Origin of the sequence: Aeromonas sp. 603607 (assembly GCF_049171595.1) — a bacterium.
GTDB classification, from domain to species: Bacteria; Pseudomonadota; Gammaproteobacteria; order Enterobacterales; family Aeromonadaceae; genus Aeromonas; species Aeromonas veronii.
Genome location: NZ_JAAKOV010000008.1, coordinates 53,142 through 72,217, shown reverse-complemented (window position 1 = coordinate 72,217; position 19,076 = coordinate 53,142). Strand labels below are relative to the sequence as shown.

The 19,076-nt window shown below is 58.4% G+C and carries 18 protein-coding genes; 9 read left to right on the top strand and 9 right to left on the bottom strand.

Annotated elements, in window-relative coordinates:
• Window positions 1-265: 265 nt before the first annotated feature.
• Window positions 266-841, bottom strand: a complete 576-nt coding sequence (gene ampD / locus G5315_RS09590) for a 1,6-anhydro-N-acetylmuramyl-L-alanine amidase AmpD (RefSeq protein ID WP_421332951.1) — start codon at window positions 839-841, stop codon at window positions 266-268.
• A gap of 130 nt (window positions 842-971) precedes the next feature.
• Between ampD and G5315_RS09585 the strand changes: the two genes are divergently transcribed.
• The 9 genes from G5315_RS09585 (at window position 972) to yacG (ending at window position 8,736) form a co-directional block, all read left to right on the top strand.
• A complete protein-coding gene (locus tag G5315_RS09585) occupies window positions 972-1,442 on the top strand; it encodes a retropepsin-like aspartic protease family protein (protein WP_040068932.1) in 471 nt (156 codons plus the stop codon).
• A gap of 3 nt (window positions 1,443-1,445) precedes the next feature.
• The gene (gene nadC, locus G5315_RS09580; protein ID WP_421330377.1) at window positions 1,446-2,321 is read left to right on the top strand and encodes a carboxylating nicotinate-nucleotide diphosphorylase; all 876 of its coding nucleotides are present in this window, start codon (window positions 1,446-1,448) and stop codon (window positions 2,319-2,321) included.
• 326 nt (window positions 2,322-2,647) lie between these two features.
• The gene (tapA, locus tag G5315_RS09575; protein ID WP_421332974.1) at window positions 2,648-3,130 is read left to right on the top strand and encodes a type IVa pilus major pilin TapA; all 483 of its coding nucleotides are present in this window, start codon (window positions 2,648-2,650) and stop codon (window positions 3,128-3,130) included.
• Entirely contained in the window at window positions 3,124-4,839 is a 1,716-nt protein-coding gene (gene tapB / locus G5315_RS09570) for a PilB family type IVa pilus assembly ATPase TapB (RefSeq protein WP_421332950.1), read from the top strand. The genes tapA and tapB overlap by 7 nt, the downstream gene beginning before the upstream one ends.
• 129 nt (window positions 4,840-4,968) lie before the next feature.
• The gene (locus G5315_RS09565) at window positions 4,969-6,210 is read left to right on the top strand and encodes a type II secretion system F family protein (RefSeq protein ID WP_227341827.1); all 1,242 of its coding nucleotides are present in this window, start codon (window positions 4,969-4,971) and stop codon (window positions 6,208-6,210) included.
• A gap of 60 nt (window positions 6,211-6,270) precedes the next feature.
• Window positions 6,271-7,143: a prepilin peptidase gene (locus G5315_RS09560; RefSeq protein WP_227341826.1), complete on the top strand. Its 873-nt coding sequence runs from the start codon at window positions 6,271-6,273 to the stop codon at window positions 7,141-7,143.
• A gap of 14 nt (window positions 7,144-7,157) precedes the next feature.
• The gene (gene coaE / locus G5315_RS09555; protein ID WP_227341825.1) at window positions 7,158-7,772 is read left to right on the top strand and encodes a dephospho-CoA kinase; all 615 of its coding nucleotides are present in this window, start codon (window positions 7,158-7,160) and stop codon (window positions 7,770-7,772) included.
• A 37-nt stretch (window positions 7,773-7,809) separates the two neighbouring features.
• The gene (zapD, locus tag G5315_RS09550; RefSeq protein WP_216952203.1) at window positions 7,810-8,532 is read left to right on the top strand and encodes a cell division protein ZapD; all 723 of its coding nucleotides are present in this window, start codon (window positions 7,810-7,812) and stop codon (window positions 8,530-8,532) included.
• Between the two features lie 9 nt (window positions 8,533-8,541).
• Window positions 8,542-8,736: a DNA gyrase inhibitor YacG gene (gene yacG, locus G5315_RS09545; RefSeq protein ID WP_005336142.1), complete on the top strand. Its 195-nt coding sequence runs from the start codon at window positions 8,542-8,544 to the stop codon at window positions 8,734-8,736.
• A gap of 75 nt (window positions 8,737-8,811) precedes the next feature.
• On the opposite strand, the gene mutT is transcribed toward yacG, so the two are convergent.
• The 8 genes from mutT to murC form a co-directional block, all read right to left on the bottom strand.
• Window positions 8,812-9,216, bottom strand: a complete 405-nt coding sequence (gene mutT, locus G5315_RS09540; protein WP_421332949.1) for an 8-oxo-dGTP diphosphatase MutT — start codon at window positions 9,214-9,216, stop codon at window positions 8,812-8,814.
• 185 nt (window positions 9,217-9,401) lie between these two features.
• On the bottom strand, window positions 9,402-12,122 hold the full coding sequence (gene secA, locus G5315_RS09535) for a preprotein translocase subunit SecA (protein WP_421332948.1): 2,721 nt from the start codon (window positions 12,120-12,122) through the stop codon (window positions 9,402-9,404).
• 60 nt (window positions 12,123-12,182) lie between these two features.
• Complete coding sequence (locus G5315_RS09530; protein WP_257124209.1) at window positions 12,183-13,088, bottom strand: peptidoglycan DD-metalloendopeptidase family protein; 906 nt, start codon at window positions 13,086-13,088, stop codon at window positions 12,183-12,185.
• A gap of 140 nt (window positions 13,089-13,228) precedes the next feature.
• Complete coding sequence (gene lpxC / locus G5315_RS09525; RefSeq protein WP_026456701.1) at window positions 13,229-14,152, bottom strand: UDP-3-O-acyl-N-acetylglucosamine deacetylase; 924 nt, start codon at window positions 14,150-14,152, stop codon at window positions 13,229-13,231.
• Window positions 14,153-14,251: 99 nt separating this feature from the next.
• Complete coding sequence (ftsZ, locus tag G5315_RS09520; protein ID WP_005336147.1) at window positions 14,252-15,403, bottom strand: cell division protein FtsZ; 1,152 nt, start codon at window positions 15,401-15,403, stop codon at window positions 14,252-14,254.
• Between the two features lie 39 nt (window positions 15,404-15,442).
• Entirely contained in the window at window positions 15,443-16,702 is a 1,260-nt protein-coding gene (ftsA, locus tag G5315_RS09515; protein WP_005336148.1) for a cell division protein FtsA, read from the bottom strand.
• Window positions 16,683-17,435: a cell division protein FtsQ/DivIB gene (locus G5315_RS09510; protein WP_421332947.1), complete on the bottom strand. Its 753-nt coding sequence runs from the start codon at window positions 17,433-17,435 to the stop codon at window positions 16,683-16,685. The genes ftsA and G5315_RS09510 overlap by 20 nt, the downstream gene beginning before the upstream one ends.
• A gap of 97 nt (window positions 17,436-17,532) precedes the next feature.
• Window positions 17,533-18,987 carry a UDP-N-acetylmuramate--L-alanine ligase gene (gene murC, locus G5315_RS09505; RefSeq protein ID WP_421332946.1) on the bottom strand — a complete coding sequence of 485 codons (1,455 nt, stop codon included), beginning with the start codon at window positions 18,985-18,987 and terminating at the stop codon, window positions 17,533-17,535.
• Window positions 18,988-19,076: the final 89 nt, after the last annotated feature.

Genomic DNA, 19,076 nt, shown 5'->3' with positions numbered 1-19,076 from the left:
TAAATTGGTATTACCAATTTCATGGATGGGGCGAAAATTAGCAGAGGCCTTTTGAAAAGTCCACTCAAAAGATGATCTGAGTCAAGAATCAGCCCTGCCACTTAAGAGGTAAAGCAGGGGAAACATGATTTAGCTCATAGAAAATGGTCTGACCAATATTCTTGACTTCGCTCGCAAATAACATTTGCGCAACCAGAGACAAAAATGGCCTGCCAGATTGGCAAGCCATTGATTTTAAAATCCAAACTAAATTTGAATATTTACTTTAGCTGTTTAGTAGTTGCCGGTAGTAATCCCACTGGAAACTGGCTCCGGGATCCGTCTTGCGCCCTGGCGCTATGTCGCAATGGCCGACAATTTTTTCGTCGGTGATGGCCGGATAGCGCTCCGAAATAGCTCGAGTGAGCCCTGCCAATGCCCGGTATTGAGCCTCGGTGTAGGGGATTTCGTCAGTCCCTTCCAGCTCGATGCCGATGGAGAAGTCATTGCATGCCTCCCTCCCCTGCCAGCTCGATACTCCCGCATGCCAGGCGCGCTCGCCGAACGGCACATACTGCACCAGCTCGCCATCACGGCGGATCAGGCAGTGGGCCGAGACCCGCAGCTGATGGATACCGGCAAAATAGGGGTGAGCCTCAGGGTCGAGTCGCCCCATAAAGAGATCGTCGATAAAGGGGCCACCGAACTCCCCCGGCGGCAGGCTGATGCCATGCACCACCAGCAGGGAGATATCATCCGGCGCGGCCCGTTCGTTGTGATGGGGAGAAGGCACCCGGCGCGCCTGCTGGCACCAGCCTGCGGCATCGATAGAGAAACAAGGTTGCGAAGCGAGTTGAGTCATCGGCTACTCGAGTTGGCTGATAAATGACGAAAAAACGAAGATACCTGATAGGCAACCCGACACCAACTCACTGAATCAAAGGGAAATGGTATGTTAGGCTGAGTCATCTTCCGCTCGATATGGATGGGGTATGCAGCACACGGCACGCTGGATGTGGTTACTGGCCTGGCTCTCTTTGATGGGCCTGCTGACCCTCTATTTTCACTCCCGCAACCAACCCAGCGTCACCGCCAGCGGCGAGCTATTGCTGCGGGCCGACCAGAGCGGCCACTATCGTCTGGAGGGTGCCATCAACGGCCAGCCGGTGCAACTGCTGCTCGATACCGGCGCCACCCGTATCACCATCCCGCAGCAGGTTGCCGAGCGGCTCGGCCTGACCGCTCATGGCAGCAGCCAGGTCAATACCGCCGCGGGGCAGATCCGGGTCGGCAACGGCACCATCGAAACACTGGCGATGGGGCCATTGACCTTGTACGATCTGGCCATCTTTATCAATCCGGCGGCAGACGGTGACGAAGTGCTGGTTGGCATGAACGCCCTCGGTCGGCTGGAGCTGGTTCAAAAGGAGCGGCAACTGCTGCTCAGACCCTTGCAGGAATAAGGCATGTTTCAACAGGATGTCAGCCGCGCCGTGCGCGCCGCACTACTCGAAGATCTGGGCGATGCCCTCACCACGCTGGACCAACCTGACGCCAGCGCCGATATCACCGCCCAGCTGATCCCGGCCGACCGAATGGCCACTGCCCGGGTCATCACCCGTGAGGCCGGTGTGTTCTGCGGCCAACCCTGGGTGGATGAAGTCTTCCTGCAACTGAAGGCCCAGCTCGGTGGCGAAGTGAAGGTGGAGTGGAAGGTGCAGGATGGGGAGGTGCTCTCCCCCAATCAGGAGCTGTTCCGCCTCCACGGCCCTGCCCGCCTGCTGCTGACCGGCGAGCGCAATGCGCTGAACTTTGTCCAGACCCTCTCCGGCGTCGCCACCCTCACCGCTCGCTATGTGGCGGAGCTGGAGGGCACTGACTGCCGCCTGCTCGACACCCGCAAGACCATACCGGGGCTGCGCACCGCCCAGAAGTACGCGGTCGCCTGTGGCGGCGGCAAGAATCACCGCATCGGCCTCTATGACGCCTATCTCATCAAGGAGAACCATATCCTCGCCTGTGGCGGCATTGCCGAGGCGATTAATGAGGCTCGCCATCTCAATCCGGGCAAACCGGTGGAGGTGGAAGTGGAATCACTGGCAGAACTGAAGCAGGCGCTGGCGGCCAACGCCGATATCGTGATGCTGGACAACTTCGACGTGACCATGATGCGAGAAGCGGTCGCCATCAATCAGGGCCGCGCCAAGCTGGAGGTCTCCGGCAATGTGACCCTCGAAACTCTGGCCGAGTTTGCCGCCACCGGCGTCGATTTTATCTCGGTCGGGGCACTGACCAAGCATGTGCGGGCACTCGATCTCTCCATGCGCTTTATCCAACCGTGAGACGCCCCCCACAGGCTTGAGCAAACACTCGATATAACCGGACAAACAACTTGCAAAAGGCGCCAGAGGCGCCTTTTCTTTATGCAGGATCCCTCGGCAAAGGAGTGTACAGACGGACCCTAATTCGGCCACAGAAAGAGTCATAGGAGGCCACTTCTTTTATGACACGCATCAAGTTTTTGCTAAATGAAAGAAGTGTGATTAACAAAATGGACAATCTCTGTTGCCACCCCTGACAGCTCGGATAAGATACTGACGTGCAGATGATTTTCCACCGGCACTTCCCAGGAACCAAGGATAAAAGGATATTTTCCATGAACAGCAAAATGAAGAAACAATCAGGCTTTACCCTTATTGAATTGATGATCGTGGTTGCGATCGTGGCCATCTTGGCCGCCGTCGCGCTGCCTGCGTATCAGACCTATACACTGCGTGCAAAATACTCAGAGGTTATCGCAGCTGCTGGCCCTGCCAAGACAGCTGTAGAGGTTTGTGTACAAAGCCTTGACGTTGCTGCAGTAGACCTTGAGGACGCGGCTGCAGGCGGTGCATGTATTGATGCAGCAAATAGTGCACTTGCTACCGCAATCGCAAATGCAAACCCCGCCCGAATAGACACAGCAGTTGCCAACACTTTTGCAGCAGCCACGGGGGCAAATACAGTAGAAATTACTATTCAAAGCGGTACAGATTTTGATGGACTTAACCCCGCTAACCCTACCTTCATTCTTGTTGGTACTGTTGAAGCATCGAAGCAAGTTAACTGGACACGAGATACAGGTACATGTGCTGCTGCTAGCATGTGCTAACCATGACCTCTAGCCCTAATAGCGGCCTGGCGTTAAGCCTGGCCGCCTCTTCACTGATCAGTGAAGAGGATTCCCAGCGCTATCTGAGCCAGGCCAAGGCCCAGCGCAAACCCTTTGTGACCTTTCTGATAGAAAACGACATCCTCGACAGCAAAGCGCTCGCCGATTTTTGCGAGCTGGAGTATGGGGTACCTCTGCTGGATCTTGCCGCCTTCGATTTGGCCGAGATCCCGCAGAAGTACCTCAATCAGAAGCTGATTGAGAAGCACCACGTCCTGCCCATCTACACCCAGGGCCACACCCTCTATATCGCCATGTCGGATCCGACCAATGTCTCGGCCCTGGAGGACTTCGGCTTCAGCTTCGGGCTCCATACCGAGGCGCTGCTGGTGGAGGAGAACAAGCTCACCGCCGCCATCGGCAAGCTGCTGGAGAGCGAAAACGACGCCCTCGGCATGGAGGATATCGACGAGGCCGAGATCTCCGACCTCGAGGTAAGCGACGAGAGCAGCCGGCTCGACGAGAGCGTCAATACCGCCGATGACGACGCCCCCATCGTCAAGTACATCAACAAGATCCTGATGGATGCCATCAAGCGCGGCGCCTCCGACCTGCACTTCGAGCCCTATGAGTTCAAATATCGGGTGCGCTTTCGCATCGACGGGATTCTGCACGAAATCGCTACCCCGCCGGTCAATCTGGCCAACCGCTTCTCTGCCCGCCTCAAGGTGATGGCGCGGCTCGATATCGCCGAGCGGCGGCTGCCGCAGGATGGCCGCATAAAACTGAAACTGTCGCGCAACAAGTCGATGGATATGCGGGTCAACACCCTGCCCACCATGTGGGGGGAGAAGATCGTTATCCGTCTGCTCGACTCTTCGGCGGCCCGCCTCAATATCGAGCAGCTCGGCTTCGACGACCGCCAGAAGGCGCAGTACCTGCGTGCCCTCTCGAAACCACAGGGGATGATCCTGGTGACCGGCCCCACCGGCTCGGGCAAAACGGTCTCGCTCTATACCGGCCTCAATATTCTCAACACCACCGAGGTGAATATCTCCACCGCTGAAGATCCGGTGGAGATCAACCTGCCGGGCGTCAACCAGGTGCAGGTCAACCCCAAGGCGGGGCTCACCTTCGCCAGCGCCCTGCGCTCCTTCTTGCGGCAAGACCCGGATGTGGTGATGGTGGGGGAGATACGGGATCTCGAAACCGCCGAGATCGCCATCAAGGCTGCACAAACCGGCCACCTGGTGCTCTCAACCCTGCACACCAACTCGGCAGCCGAAACCCTGACCCGGATGATGAACATGGGGGTTCCGGCCTTCAATATCGCCTCTTCGGTCACCCTGATCATGGCCCAACGGCTGGCCCGCAAGCTGTGTGATCACTGCAAGGCGCCGGAGGTGGTGCCGGAAGCCGAGCTGCTGGAGCTGGGTTTTACCCCGCAGCAGCTGGCAGCCGGCTTGCGACTGTTCAAACCGGTTGGTTGCAAGGAGTGTTCCGGTGGCTACAAGGGGCGAGTCGGCATCTACGAAATCATGCTAATGTCGGAAAATATCGCAAAATTGATCATGCAGGGGGCCAACTCCCTGCAAATTGCGGCGATTGCCCAGAAAGAGGGCATGCGCACCCTGCGCACCTCGGGACTGGAGAAGGCACGGCTCGGTGTCACTAGCCTGGCCGAGGTCAACCGGGTCACCACCAATTAAACCTCGCCAAGATGCGAGCAAGATGATCTACCAGCAAGCGACCAGATGGTGCCAAGCCGTTTGAGGATATTTATCAGGTCAGATGGTTCAGGGGCTCCCTGACCATCCGCCCAATTGCAGGATGCAAAGATGGCAACCCTAACGAAAAAGAACAACACCCCGAAAAAAGTCTTCGCCTTCCGCTGGCACGGGGTCAATCGCAAGGGGCAGAAGGTCTCCGGCGAGCTGCAGGCTGACAGCATCAATACCGTCAAGGCGGAGCTGCGCAAGCAGGGGGTAAACGTCACCAAGGTGGCCAAAAAATCCCAGGGGCTCTTCTCCAAGGGCGGTGCCAAGATCAAGCCGATGGATATCGCGATTATCTCCCGCCAGATCACCACCATGCTCTCCGCCGGCGTACCGCTGGTGCAAAGCCTGCAGATCATCGCCCGCAGCCACGAGAAAGCCGCCATGCGCGAGCTGATGGGTGAGATCGCCTCCGATGTTGAGACCGGAACCCCCATGTCGGAGGCGTTGCGCCGCCACCCTCGCCATTTTGACGATCTCTACTGCGATCTGGTTGAGGCGGGGGAGCAATCCGGTGCGCTGGAGACCATCTACGACCGTATCGCCACCTATCGGGAAAAGTCGGAAGCGCTCAAGTCGAAGATCAAGAAGGCCATGTTCTATCCCACCATGGTTATTCTGGTGGCCATAGTGGTGACTTCCATCCTGCTGCTATTCGTCATCCCCCAGTTCGAGGATATCTTCAAGAGCTTTGGCGCCGAGCTGCCGGTGTTCACCCAGTTTGTCATCGGCATCTCACGCTTTATGCAGAACTGGTGGTATGTCTTCTTTGGCGGAGCTGCGCTCGCCATCTTCCTCTATGTACGCGCCTGGCGCGCCTCCCAGAAGGTAAGGGACAATACCGACAAGTTTGTGCTCACCATCCCGGTGGTCGGTATGATCCTGCACAAGGCGGCCATGGCCCGCTTTGCCCGCACACTCTCAACCACTTTCTCGGCCGGTATCCCGCTGGTGGATGCACTCATCTCGGCGGCCGGTGCCTCCGGCAACTATGTCTATCGCACCGCCGTTATGGCCATTCGCAACGAGGTGGTGGCCGGTATGCAGATCAACGTGGCAATGCGCACCGTCGATCTCTTCCCGGACATGGTGATCCAGATGGTGATGATCGGCGAGGAGTCCGGCGCCATTGATGATATGCTCTCCAAGGTTGCCACCATCTTCGAGCAAGAGGTGGACGACCTGGTCGATGGCCTTACCAGCCTGCTGGAACCCCTCATCATGGTGGTGCTCGGGGTGCTGGTCGGCGGCATGGTTATCGCCATGTACCTGCCCATTTTCAAACTTGGCGACGTGGTGGGTTGATTCATCAGGGCATGGAGCCAAAGCCATGCCCTTCACTCATTCAATAACTGACGGTTGGTTATGACACTTCTTCTCGAGCTGGCTCACGGCTTGCCATGGATCTTTTTTTCGCTGGTTTTTCTCTTCTCCCTGATGATCGGCAGCTTCCTTAACGTAGTGATCCACCGCCTGCCCATCATGCTGGAGCGAGAGTGGCAGGCCGAGTATCGCAGCTACTTCTCCCCCGACGAAGAGGCCATCGCACCAGAGCGCTACAACCTGATGGTACCGCGCTCCGCATGTCCTCACTGTGGTCACCCCATTACCGCCATCGAGAACATTCCGCTGATGAGCTGGCTCTGGCTCAAGGGGCGTTGCCGCGACTGTCAGGCGCCCATCTCGGCCCGCTATCCGCTGGTAGAGCTGATAACAGCCCTGCTCTCGGTGGCCGTTGCCATGGTCATAACGCCGGGCTGGGGCACACTGGCCGCCCTGCTGCTGACTTGGGTATTGGTGGCCCTCACCTTTATCGATCTCGACAAGATGTTGCTGCCAGATCAGCTCACCCTGCCCCTGCTGTGGGGCGGTCTGCTGTTCAATCTGGCAGGTGGCTTCGTACCGCTGGCGGATGCCGTGATTGGCGCCATGGTCGGCTATCTGGTGCTCTGGAGCCTCTACTGGGCCTTCAAGCTGCTCACCGGCAAGGAGGGGATGGGCTATGGCGACTTCAAGCTGCTGGCGGCGCTGGGTGCCTGGCTCGGCTGGCAGGCGCTGCCGATCATATTGCTGCTCTCATCCCTGGTCGGCGCCGTGATCGGCATCAGCCTGATCGCCTTGCACAAACACCATCAGGGCAAGCCCATCCCCTTCGGCCCCTACCTCGCCATCGCGGGCTGGATTGCCCTGCTGTGGGGCGATACCATCACCAACTGGTATCTCTCTACCCTGCTTTGAGCAAGAGGCCCCCCATGTATGTAGTTGCTATTACCGGTGGTATCGGCAGTGGCAAGACCACCATCGCCAATCAGTTTGCCGAACTGGGTATCGAGGTGGTGGATGCCGATGTGATCGCCCGCGAGGTCGTAGAGCCGGGCACCCCGGCCCTTGCCACCATCGCCGACCATTTTGGCCCGGATGTGATTGAGCCGAGCGGTCAACTCGACCGTCGCACCCTGCGCGAGCGGGTCTTCAGCGACCCGCAGGCCAAGGAGTGGCTCAATGCACTGCTCCATCCGCTGATTCGCAGTGAAATGCTGCGCCAGTGTGCCGCAGCCAGTTCTCCTTACTGCCTGCTGGTGGTGCCGCTGCTGGTGGAGAACAAACTCACCGGCCTCGCCGACCGGGTGCTGGTGATCGATGTGGACGAAGCGACCCAGATTGAGCGCACCTGCCGTCGTGATGGCGTCAGCACCGAGCAGGCCAGAGCCATCATCGCAGCACAGGCCAGCCGGAAAGAACGGCTAGCTGCGGCGGATGATGTCATCGAGAACGCCAATGGCAGCGAAATGGCGATAAAAACGCGGATTTTGGCACTGCACGAGACATATCTGGCATTTGCCTCTCAACAACCCCGTCAACAGTGAGTACACTAGGCCGGTTTATGGCTGGCCAGGATTAGGCATGATTTACGATTTTCCCCTCAATGAAAAAAGCCGGACCTACCTGCGTCTGGAGTCCCTGTTTTCCCAAATTCGCGACAATCTGGAGAGCGAGCAATCCTGGGCCCATATCGCCTTCTTCAAAGGGCTGTTCGATCTGCAGGAGCTGCTGGAGCGTGGTGACTTGCGCGCTGACCTTATCAAGGATCTGGAGCGTCTCGGCCAACGTCTGAGCCACTGGGCCAGCCTGCCCGACGTCGATCTGGAGCAGATCAAACAGATGCAGCAAGAGAGCAGCCAGCTCTCCCGCAACCTGCTCAACTCGCCACGCCCGGGAGCCCGCCTGAAAGAGGATCGTCTGCTCGGTTCCATTCGCCAGCGCTTCTCCATCCCGGGTGGCCTGTGTGCCTTCGACGTGCCCCAGCTGCACCACTGGCTCGGAACCCCGGCCATCACCCGTCACCAGCAGATGCAGGGCTGGCTTAGCGACATCACCCTGCTGATGAACGCCATCACCCTGTTGCTGCGTCTGTGGCGTGAATCGGGCAGCTTCAGCGAGCAGGTGGCGACCAACGGCTTCTTCCAGGACACCGCCGAAAGCGCCGAGCTGATCCGCATCAAGCTGCCGGGCAATCTGTTCTGCTACCCGACCCTGAGCGGCCACAAGAATCGTTTTGCCCTGCGCTTCCTGCCTACGGGCGAGCAGCAGATTGGCGATGTGCCATTCCAGCTCGCCTGCTGCTAAGGAGTACTTATGGTCACCAAGGTAAAGTGTCCGACCTGCCAGAGCGAAGTGGAGTGGGGCCCGCAGAGTCCGTTCCGACCTTTCTGCAGCAAACGCTGCCAGCTGATCGATCTCGGCGAGTGGGCCGATGAAGAGAAGCGGATCCCCGGGGAGATCAACCCGGATCTGCTGCCGGAGCCGGAAGAGGGCGATCAGTGGCTATAAGCCCCTGGTCACTCTCCGCTATAAAATAAAAAAGGGCCGATGGGCCCTTTTTTGATGCTTGTTGTTGCAACCGGTTCAAGTCAGCAGGCCTTGAAGCCGCGCGACAATCGGACCGTTGGCATCGGGAAAGTGGTAGTTGTGCAGCTCGGACACCGGCACCCATAGACACTCCTGCCCCTCTTTGCCGAACGGCTCGCCGCTGAAACGGGTCACCTTCCAGATATCCAGCAACACCTGCTTCTCGGGGTAGTCGTGCTGCAGCTCCATGAAAGGGGCACAATCCTGCACCCGGATGCCGATCTCTTCCCACAGCTCCCGATCCAGTGCGGTGAGAAGATCCTCGCCCGACTCGACCTTGCCACCTGGAAACTCCCAGCGATCCCCCTGATGGCGATCGGAGGAGCGTCTGGCGATAAAGATATCGCCCTGTTCATTCTCGATGACGCCAACCGCTACCCAGATCCGCTTTTTCTGTTCCATCTTGTTACCTTTGTACGCTATGGCTGACCAGGCCGTTCAATGTGCCCAACCTCCGGCTGGATGAACGGCCGATGATGCCTGATATCCGATAACCCTTGGTCAGATGGCGCCACCACAGTGACGTCGCCACCCTCTGACAAAAACAAGGCGGGCACCGGGCCCGCCTTGTCATAGCACTGCATCGATCAGGTCAACTGACCGTGGCAATGCTTGTATTTCTTGCCTGAACCGCACGGGCAGGGATCGTTGCGACCAACCTTCTGCTCATCGCGCACGAAGGTGGTGTGGCCCTCTTCACCTGCGGCCTGTTCATCGGCCAGCTGGCTCTCAGCCGCGGCATGGGTGTAGGTACGGGGAGCGGCTTCCGCCTGCTGGCGCTGCTGCTCTTCCATCGCTTCCACATCGCGCTCCTGCACCTGAACACGGCTCAGGATGCTGACCACGTCGCGCTTGAGGGTTTCCAGCATCTGGGTGAACAGATCGAAGGATTCGCGCTTGTACTCCTGCTTGGGGTTCTTCTGGGCGTAGCCGCGCAGATGGATGCCCTGACGCAGGTGATCCATGGCCGCCAGATGCTCTTTCCACAGACCATCCAGAGTTTGCAGCATCACTGCCTTCTCGAAGTTGCGTAGCACCTCTTTGCCAACCAGCTCCTCCTTGTGGGCATAGAGCTTGGTGGCTTCGTCCAGAATGCGCTCGCGCAGCTTCTCTTCATACAGCTTGTCATCTTCCGCCAGCCACTGCTGCAGCGGCAGATCCAGCGCGAAGTCTGCCTTCAGGCGCGCTTCCAGACCCGGCACATCCCACATCTCTTCCAGAGACTGGGGCGGGATGTACTCGTCAATCACGCTGCCGTAGACATCATCACGGATAACGTGGATGGTCTCGGAGATATCGTTGGTATCCAGCAACTCGTTACGCTGCTCGTACACTACCTTGCGCTGGTCGTTGGCCACGTCGTCAAACTCCAGCAAGCTCTTGCGGATGTCGAAGTTGCGACCTTCCACCTTGCGCTGGGCATTTTCGATCGCCTTGGTGACCCAGGGGTGTTCGATGGCTTCGCCCTCTTCCATGCCCAGCTTCTTCATCATGCCGGTGACGCGATCGGAGGCGAAGATCCGCATCAGGGTATCTTCCATGGAGAGGTAGAAGCGGGAGGAGCCCGGGTCACCCTGACGACCGGAACGGCCGCGCAGCTGGTTGTCGATACGACGGGATTCGTGACGCTCGGTACCGATGATATGCAGACCGCCGGCAGCCAGCACCGCATCGTGACGCACCTGCCATGCCGCTTTCAGCTCGGCAATCTGTGCCTCGGTCGGATTCTCCAGCTTGGCGATCTCCGCCTGCCAGTTGCCCCCGAGCACTATGTCGGTACCACGACCCGCCATGTTGGTGGCGATGGTGACCGCGCCAGTCTGGCCAGCCTGGGCAACGATCTCCGCTTCCATGGCGTGGAACTTGGCGTTCAGCACCTGATGCGGGATCTTCTCCTTGGTCAGGATGCCGGAGAGCAGCTCGGAGTTCTCGATAGAGACGGTACCAACCAGTACAGGCTGGCCCTTGGCCACGCACTGACGGATATCTTCGATGATGGCGGCATACTTCTCATTGGCGGTCAGGTAGACCAGATCGCCCATGTCCTTGCGCACCATCGGCTTGTTGGTCGGGATAACCACGGTATCCAGGCCATAAATCTGCTGGAATTCAAAGGCTTCGGTATCTGCAGTACCTGTCATTCCCGCCAGCTTGTTGTAGAGACGGAAGTAATTCTGGAAGGTGATGGATGCCAGCGTCTGGTTCTCGTTCTGGATCTTCACCCCTTCCTTCGCTTCAACGGCCTGATGCAGACCATCAGACCAGCGACGACCCGGCATGGTACGACCGGTGTGCTCATCGACGATGACGATCTCGTCTTTCTGGACGATGTAGTCCACGTTGCGCTCGAACAGGGTATGAGCACGCAGACCGGCGTTCACGTGGTGCAACAGACTGATGTTGGAGGCGGAGAACAGGGAATCGTTCTCATCCAGCAGCCCCTCTTTCTTGAGCAGCTCTTCCACGAAGATCTGGCCGTTTTCGGTCAGCAGCGCCTGACGGTTCTTCTCGTCTACCGTGTAGTGACCGTCACCGGTGTACTCTTCGGTATCTTCCTTGTCCTGCTTGACCAGCAAGGGGATCAGCTTGTTGACACGAATATAGAGCTCGGAGCTGTCTTCGGCCGGGCCTGAGATAATCAGCGGGGTACGAGCTTCATCGATAAGCACCGAGTCAACCTCATCCACCAGCGCGTAGTTGAGCGGACGCTGTACCCGTTGCTCCGGCGAGAACGCCATGTTGTCGCGCAGGTAGTCGAAACCGAATTCGTTATTGGTACCGTAGGTGATGTCGGCGGCGTAGGCGTCACGCTTCTGGGACGCATCCATGCCGGGCACATTGCACGCAACGGTCATGCCGAGGAAGGCGAACAGCGGGCGGTTCGCCTCCGCATCACGTTTGGCCAGGTAGTCGTTTACCGTCACCACGTGGACGCCACGACCGCTCAGGGCATTCAGGTAAGCTGGCAGGGTTGCGGTCAGGGTCTTACCTTCACCGGTTTTCATTTCCGCGATGCGGTTGGAGTTCAGCACCATGCCGCCGATCAGCTGCACATCGAAGTGACGCATACCAAACACCCGCTTGGAGGCTTCACGCACGGTCGCGAACGCTTCCGGCAGCAACTGCTCCAGAGTCTCACCCTGCTCGATACGCTGACGATATTCAGCCGTTTTGGCCTGCAACTCGGCATCGGAGAGAGCCTCGAACTGCGGCTCCATGGCATTGATCTGTTTTACAATTTTGCGCAAAGCCTTGAGCGTTCTGTCGTTCCGGCTGCCGATAATCTTGGTAAGCAGTGTGCTAATCATGGGTACCAACTATTTCTGGTTATATAAAGCGTTCCGTCACTGGAACCTGAAGAAAAAAACCTAACCCCGGCTGGCACTGAGAAAGCGTGCGGGGTTGACCTGACGACCATCTTTCAACACTTCGTAATGCAAATGGACCCCGGTCGCGCGACCGGTGCGCCCCATCAAGGCAATTTTCTGCCCCTGATCAACCAGGGTGCCCACCTCGACCAGCAACCTGGAGTTGTGGGCATAGCGGGTGACCAGACCATTGCCGTGATTAATCTCCACCATATTGCCAAATTCCGGATGACGGCCGGCCCAGCTGACAATGCCGGGCCCGGTGGCCAGAATCGGGGTTCCGGGTTTGCCACGGAAATCGACCCCTTTATGCATCTTGGCACGCCCATTGAACGGATCGACCCGTCCGCCAAAGCCGGATGAGACCCAAACTCGCTCTTGTTTGACTGGCGTGCCGGAAATAAAACCGGCATCGGTGATATGGTGATTCATGATGAAAGATTCAAGTACCGACAGCTGCTCTTCGCGGCTGCTGAGCTGCTGGCTGAGGTGTTTCATCGAAGCCTGCAGCTCGTTGAGGCTCACTTCCAGATCTTCATCGTAAGAGGGACCGCCCATGGGGGGCAGCTCTTTGAAATTGAACTCGTCGGGATCGAGGTCGGCCTGTTCGGTCAGTCGCTCGCCAAGGGCATTGATACGACCCAGCTGCCCCTGCATGGTGCCCACCTGAGCAGCCAACATGGCCAGCTGTTCGCGCGCTTCATCACCGCTCTGCTCGGCAGAGCGCTGTTCGGCCATGGCCAGCGCTACTTCCAGCGCCTCCATTTTCTGGTGCCAACTCTGCCAGAGCCAGCCACCACCAAGGGCCAACAGGGAGAAAACAATACCGCCGACCCATGCCAGACGTTGTTTGGGCAGGTGCAACTTGCGTCGCTGCTTGCCGTGGAGGATCAGGGTAATGCTCATAGAAATCAGTCTGCTCGGTCAGGTGCGGCCAGGAGCCTACACGGGAAATAAAACCGGGAGATAATCGGTATTAAAGGATGGAGTAAACAAATGACGGAACGTCGGTGCGGAGAGAGGACCGACGTTCCGTTGCACAGCTATCAGGCCAGAACCAGACCGTTATCGTAGTAAGCGATAGGCGCTTTGTCGCCCTCACCCTCGAAGGTCACCAGTTCCCAAGCCTCCTGCTCGGCCAGCAAGGCACGCAGCAGCTTGTTGTTCAGGGCATGTCCGGTCTTGTAGGCACGGAACTCACCGATGATGCTGCGGTTACACATATAGAGGTCACCGATCGCGTCCAGCATCTTGTGCTTGACGAACTCGTCCTCATAACGCAAACCGTCTTCGTTCAGCACTCGATAATCGTCCAGTACCACGGCGTTTTCCAGGCTTCCGCCCAGCGCCAGGTTCTGGGAACGCAGGTACTCGATATCGCGCATGAACCCAAAGGTACGGGCACGGCTGATCTCTTTCACGAAGGAGGCACCGGAGAAGTCCAGTACGCAACGCTGATTGCGCCCTTCAAAGACCGGATGCTGGAAATCGATCTCGAGATCCATCTTGAAGCCGTTGCGATAAGGGTGGAATTCCGCCCACTTGTCGCCGTCTTCAACCCGGATGCTCTTCTTGATCCGCACAAACTGCTTGGCAGCATTCTGCTCACGGACCCCGACTTCCTGCAGCAGGTAGATAAAGGGATGCGCACTGCCGTCCATCACCGGGATCTCGGGCGCGTCAACCTCGACATAGAGGTTGTCGATCCCCATCCCGGCCAGCGCGGCGGAGAGGTGCTCAATGGTAGAGACACGGACACCGGCTTCGTTGACCAGAGCGGTACAGAGCACGGTATCGCGCACCTGATCGGCATTGGCTGGCAGCTCCACCACAGGATTCAGGTCGGTACGCAAGTAAACGATCCCTGTGTTCACAGGTGCCGGACGGAACGTCATGGTGACTTTCCGGCCCGAATGCAGGCCGACACCAGTCGCCTGTACACTCGTTTTCAAGGTTCTTTGTCTAATCATGGGTGTACCCTAAACAGCTTAAAATCCGGACCAGATGGTCGTTGGCAGGCCATCTTAGCACATTCCTTGAACAACAAACAAACAAGAGCCATAAGAGGCTTAGTCAGCTTGCTTGCGCAGGAACGCCGGAATATCCAGATAATCCGGTTCGCGACGAGCTTGCGGCTCGGCGTTGACCACCTTGGCCGGGGCTTCGTCCATCACTCGGCCTTGCATCATGTCGCTGACCAGCGGCTGACGCACCGGGCGCTCTTGCACCTGGCTGCTCTTGACTAGCGTGATGTCCGGCTTGCGCTCGGCACCGATACCGGTAGCAACCACGGTCACACGCAGCTCGTCGTGCATTTCCGGATCGATTACGGTACCCACAACTACAGTGGCGTTCTCGGAAGCGAAGGCCTTGACCGCGTTACCCACGGTTTCGAACTCTTCGATGGTCATGTCCATACCGGCGGTGATGTTGACCAGGATGCCACGGGCACCAGCCAGATCCACGTCTTCCAGCAGCGGGCTGGAGATGGCTTTCTCGGCCGCTTCTTCAGCACGGTCATCACCAGAGGCGGAACCGGTACCCATCATGGCGGTACCCATTTCGCGCATTACGGTACGCACGTCCGCGAAGTCGACGTTGATCAAGCCCGGACGGGTGATCAGCTCGGCAATGCCCTGTACCGCGCCAAGCAGTACATCGTTGGCCGCCTTGAAGGCATCCAGCAGGGAGATACCGCGACCCAGCACCTTCAGCAACTTGTCGTTGGGGATGGTGATCAGGGAGTCGACGTTCTTGGAGAGCTCCTCAATGCCGTGCGCGGCGAAGCCCATCCGCTTCTTCCCTTCAAAGGAGAACGGCTTGGTCACTACAGCAACGGTCAGGATGCCCATCTCGCGTGCCACTTCGGCCACGATCGGCGCAGCACCGGTACCGGTACCACCACCCATACCGGCGGCGATGAACACCATGTCGGAACCGGTCAGCAGCTCACGCAGTGCTTCGCGATCTTCCATGGCCGCATCACGACCCACTTCCGGATTGGCGCCGGCACCCAGACCCTTGGTGATGCCACCGCCGATCTGCAGGGTAGTGTTGGCGCTGGAGTTACGCAGTGCCTGGGCATCGGTGTTGACGGTAATAAACTCAACACCCTCAATATTTTGACGAACCATGTGCTCGACAGCGTTACCGCCGCCGCCACCTACACCGATCACTTTAATGACGGCTTCGTCAGTGTGGCTATCCATAAATTCAAACATGTTGTCTCTCCGCTTTATTTGCCTGACTCAGCAAAATTCTTAAAACTCGCCACGCAGCCAGTTGCTGACCCGTTTGACCAGACCACCGACGCTTGCCTTGGCGGCATATTCTTTGTTGCTACCTGTTGCCTGATGTGTACGGCCGTACTGCAGCAACCCGACCGCAGTCGAGTACACCGGCGCCTGCACATAATCACTCAAGCCACGAATATTCATGGGCTCCCCTACCCGAACCTGGCTCTGGAAGATCTGCTCTGCACACTCCACAATGCCTTCGATCTGGGCAGCGCCGCCGGTCAAGACCACACCGGCTGCCAGCTGATGCTTGACCCCCTGCGCTTTCAACTCGCTTTGTACCCGCACCAGCTCATCATTCACCATGGAGAGCAACTCGGTGTAACGGGGCTCAATCACTTCAGCCAGTGTCTGCCGTTGCAGGCTACGCGCCGGACGACCGCCGACACTGGGTACTTCAATATTGTCTTCCTTGCTGACCAGACGACCGAGGGCACAGCCGTAGCGCACCTTGATCGCTTCTGCGTCGAGCGGCGGCGTACCAAAGGCGTAGGCAATGTCGCTGGTCACAGTGCTGCCAGCGTAGGGGATCACCTTGGTGTGGCGCAGGGCACCGCCGGTAAACAGCGACATGTCCATGGTGCCACCACCGATGTCCACCACGCAGACACCCAGCTCTTTCTCGTCTTCAGTCAGCACCGCGTAGCTGGATGCCAGCGCGGAGAAGATCAGTTGATCGACCCGCAGCCCTACCTTCTCGACACACTTCTCGATGTTGCGAGCCATGTCGTTATGGCAGGTGATCAGGTGAACCTTGGCCGCCATCCGCACGCCGGAGAGGCCGACCGGATTCTTGATCCCTTCCTGATAGTCGATGGCAAACTCCTGCGGCAGCACGTGCAACACCCGAAGTTCATCCGAGAGGCGAACCGACTTGGCGGTGTGGATCACGTTGTCCACGTCTTCCTGAGTCACCTCTTCGTCGGAGATGGGCACCATGCCGGTCTCGTTGCGGCAGTCGATATGCTTGCCGGACAAGCCGAGGTAAACCGAGCTGATCTGGCAATCCGCCATCATCTCGGCCTCTTCCACAGCACGGCGCAGTGACTTGACCACGGAGTCGAGGTCGTTGACCCCGCCCTTCTCCATCCCGCGGGAAGCGTGACTGCCCATACCGATGACGTTCAGTTCACCGTCCGGCAATACTTCCCCGACCAGAACCGCCACCTTGGTTGTGCCGATATCCAGTCCGACAATCAAATTCCTATCTGCGGTGTTGGTCATGCACTTTCTCTTCGCTCTTCTTCCAGCCAACTGCCATTCCGGTGTCGTATCGAAGATCCACGTAGGCGACTTGCGCACGGGGTTCGATAACCGGGAAGGCATCGATAAACCGCTGCAACCGGAGCGCAATGTCATTGCGTCCCAGGAACAGCTTGATATTGCCATCCAGGGTCAGTTCCCAGGCATGGCGGGGGGTCAGATTCACCCCCAGCAACTTATATCCCTTGGCAGCCAGTTGCGACTCGTACTGCCGACTCTCTTTCAACACCCGGGCGGCCTGATCATCCGGCCCCGACAACTGCATCAGCGGCGTCTTGACCCGATCCGGGGCGCTGAACACCTTGCCCTTGGTGTTGACGAAGCGGTTGCCGTTCCAGCGCGCCGCTACGTCCTGTTCCGTCAGGTAGACCTTGATCTTGTTCGGCCACTTCTTGCGTACCGATACCGAGGCCACCCATGGCAAGGCATTGAGCCTTGCCTGCAATTCATTGACATCCAACTCGAAGAAGTTGCGTAATTCGGCACCATCCAGTACCGCTAACCGCAGCTCCTCCGTCTCCAGATACTGATGTTGCCCCTGCAGCAACAATTCGCTCATGGGCAACCGATTGGCATCCGTCAGCCAATCTTTAACATCCAGCGCCGTCCGGTAGCAGCCCCATATCACCAGCAGGAAAAACATCACCCCTGCGATGAAGCCACCCTTGGTGCGCCCCTGTGCCCTTGCCTCCACCCGTTCGATCCCCGTGTAACGCGCTAAACCGGCCTTTGACAGACCGGTTCGCCATTATATAGGCCCCGGCTTGGCGGTCAAAATACTCATTGGGCCCTCAGGCACCAGATTTCATGCTATCTATGCTCAATTTCATCTCGCCAAGACGACGGGCCAGCGCCCCGACGTTCCCGGCGCCTTGAGTCAGCACCAAATCCCCCTCGCCAATCAGGTCGGCCAGCACGGCTGGCACGTCATCCGGTGTAGCGACGAAGATGGGTTCCAGGTTGCCGCGCGAGCGAATGGAGCGGCACAGTGCCCGTCCATCAGCGCCTGGGATCGGCTCCTCACCGGCAGCATAAACCTCCAGCATCACCAGCACGTCTACCTTGGAGAGCACATCGGCGAAGTCCTCGTAGAGGTCGCGGGTGCGGGTATAACGGTGCGGCTGGAACACCATCACCAGACGCTTCTCGGGCCAACCGGCACGGGCGGCATTGATAGTGACCTTCACTTCGCTCGGGTGGTGTCCATAATCGTCCACCAGCATCGCCTTGCCGCGACCGGTTTCAAACTCGCCATACTGCTGGAAGCGACGACCAACCCCTTCAAATTTGGCCAGAGCAGAGATGATGGCCTCATCGCTAACACCGTCTTCCGTCGCGACAGCTATCGCCGCGGCGGCGTTCAAGGCGTTGTGAATGCCCGGCAAATTAAGGGTGACTTGCAGTTCACCCGCCTCTTTGCGGCGCACCCGGAAGCGACTGTGGTTGTTGGTCTGGACAAAATCCAGTACCTGCACGTCAGCGTCTTCAGAGAGACCGTAGGTCAGGGTCGGGCGGGCAATCTCCGGCAACATGCCACGGATCACCGGATCATCGATGCAGACCACCGCCAGTCCGTAGAAGGGCAGATTGTGCAGAAACTCGATGAAGGTGGCCTTCAGCCTGGAGAAGTCACCGCCGTAGGTATCCATGTGATCCGCTTCGATGTTGGTCACGATAGAGACCATCGGCTGCAGATGCAGGAAAGAGGCGTCGCTCTCATCCGCCTCGGCAATCAGGTAGCGGCTGCTGCCCAGGCGGGCATTGGTGCCGGCACTGTTGAGCAGGCCACCGATGACGAAGGTCGGATCGCGGTCGGCTTCGGCATAGATGCTCGCCACCAGACTGGTGGTGGTGGTCTTGCCGTGGGTACCGGCGATGGCGATACCGTGGCGGAAACGCATCAGCTCGGCCAGCATCTCGGCACGGCGCACCACCGGGATCCGCAGTTCGCGAGCAGCCAGCAGCTCCGGGTTGTCCTGCTTGATGGCGGTAGAGACCACCACCACGCTGGCCCCCTCGACGTGTTCGGCACTGTGACCGACGAAGATGTGAGCGCCCAGTCCGGCCAACCGCTCGGTCACGGCGTTGCGAGCCAAATCCGAACCCGTTACCTGATACCCTTCGTTGGCAAGCACTTCGGCGATCCCGCCCATACCGGCACCACCGATGCCGATAAAGTGGATGCGACGCACGCGGCGCATTTCGGGGATCACAGTACGCAGTTTTGCCAGTTCAACCTTGGTCATAATCGTCTCTTTAGTCTGCCGCAGGCCATGTACCGTCAAAGCTCGGCTGCACGGCGGCATCAATACATACAGGTACAAGGCTGCACGGA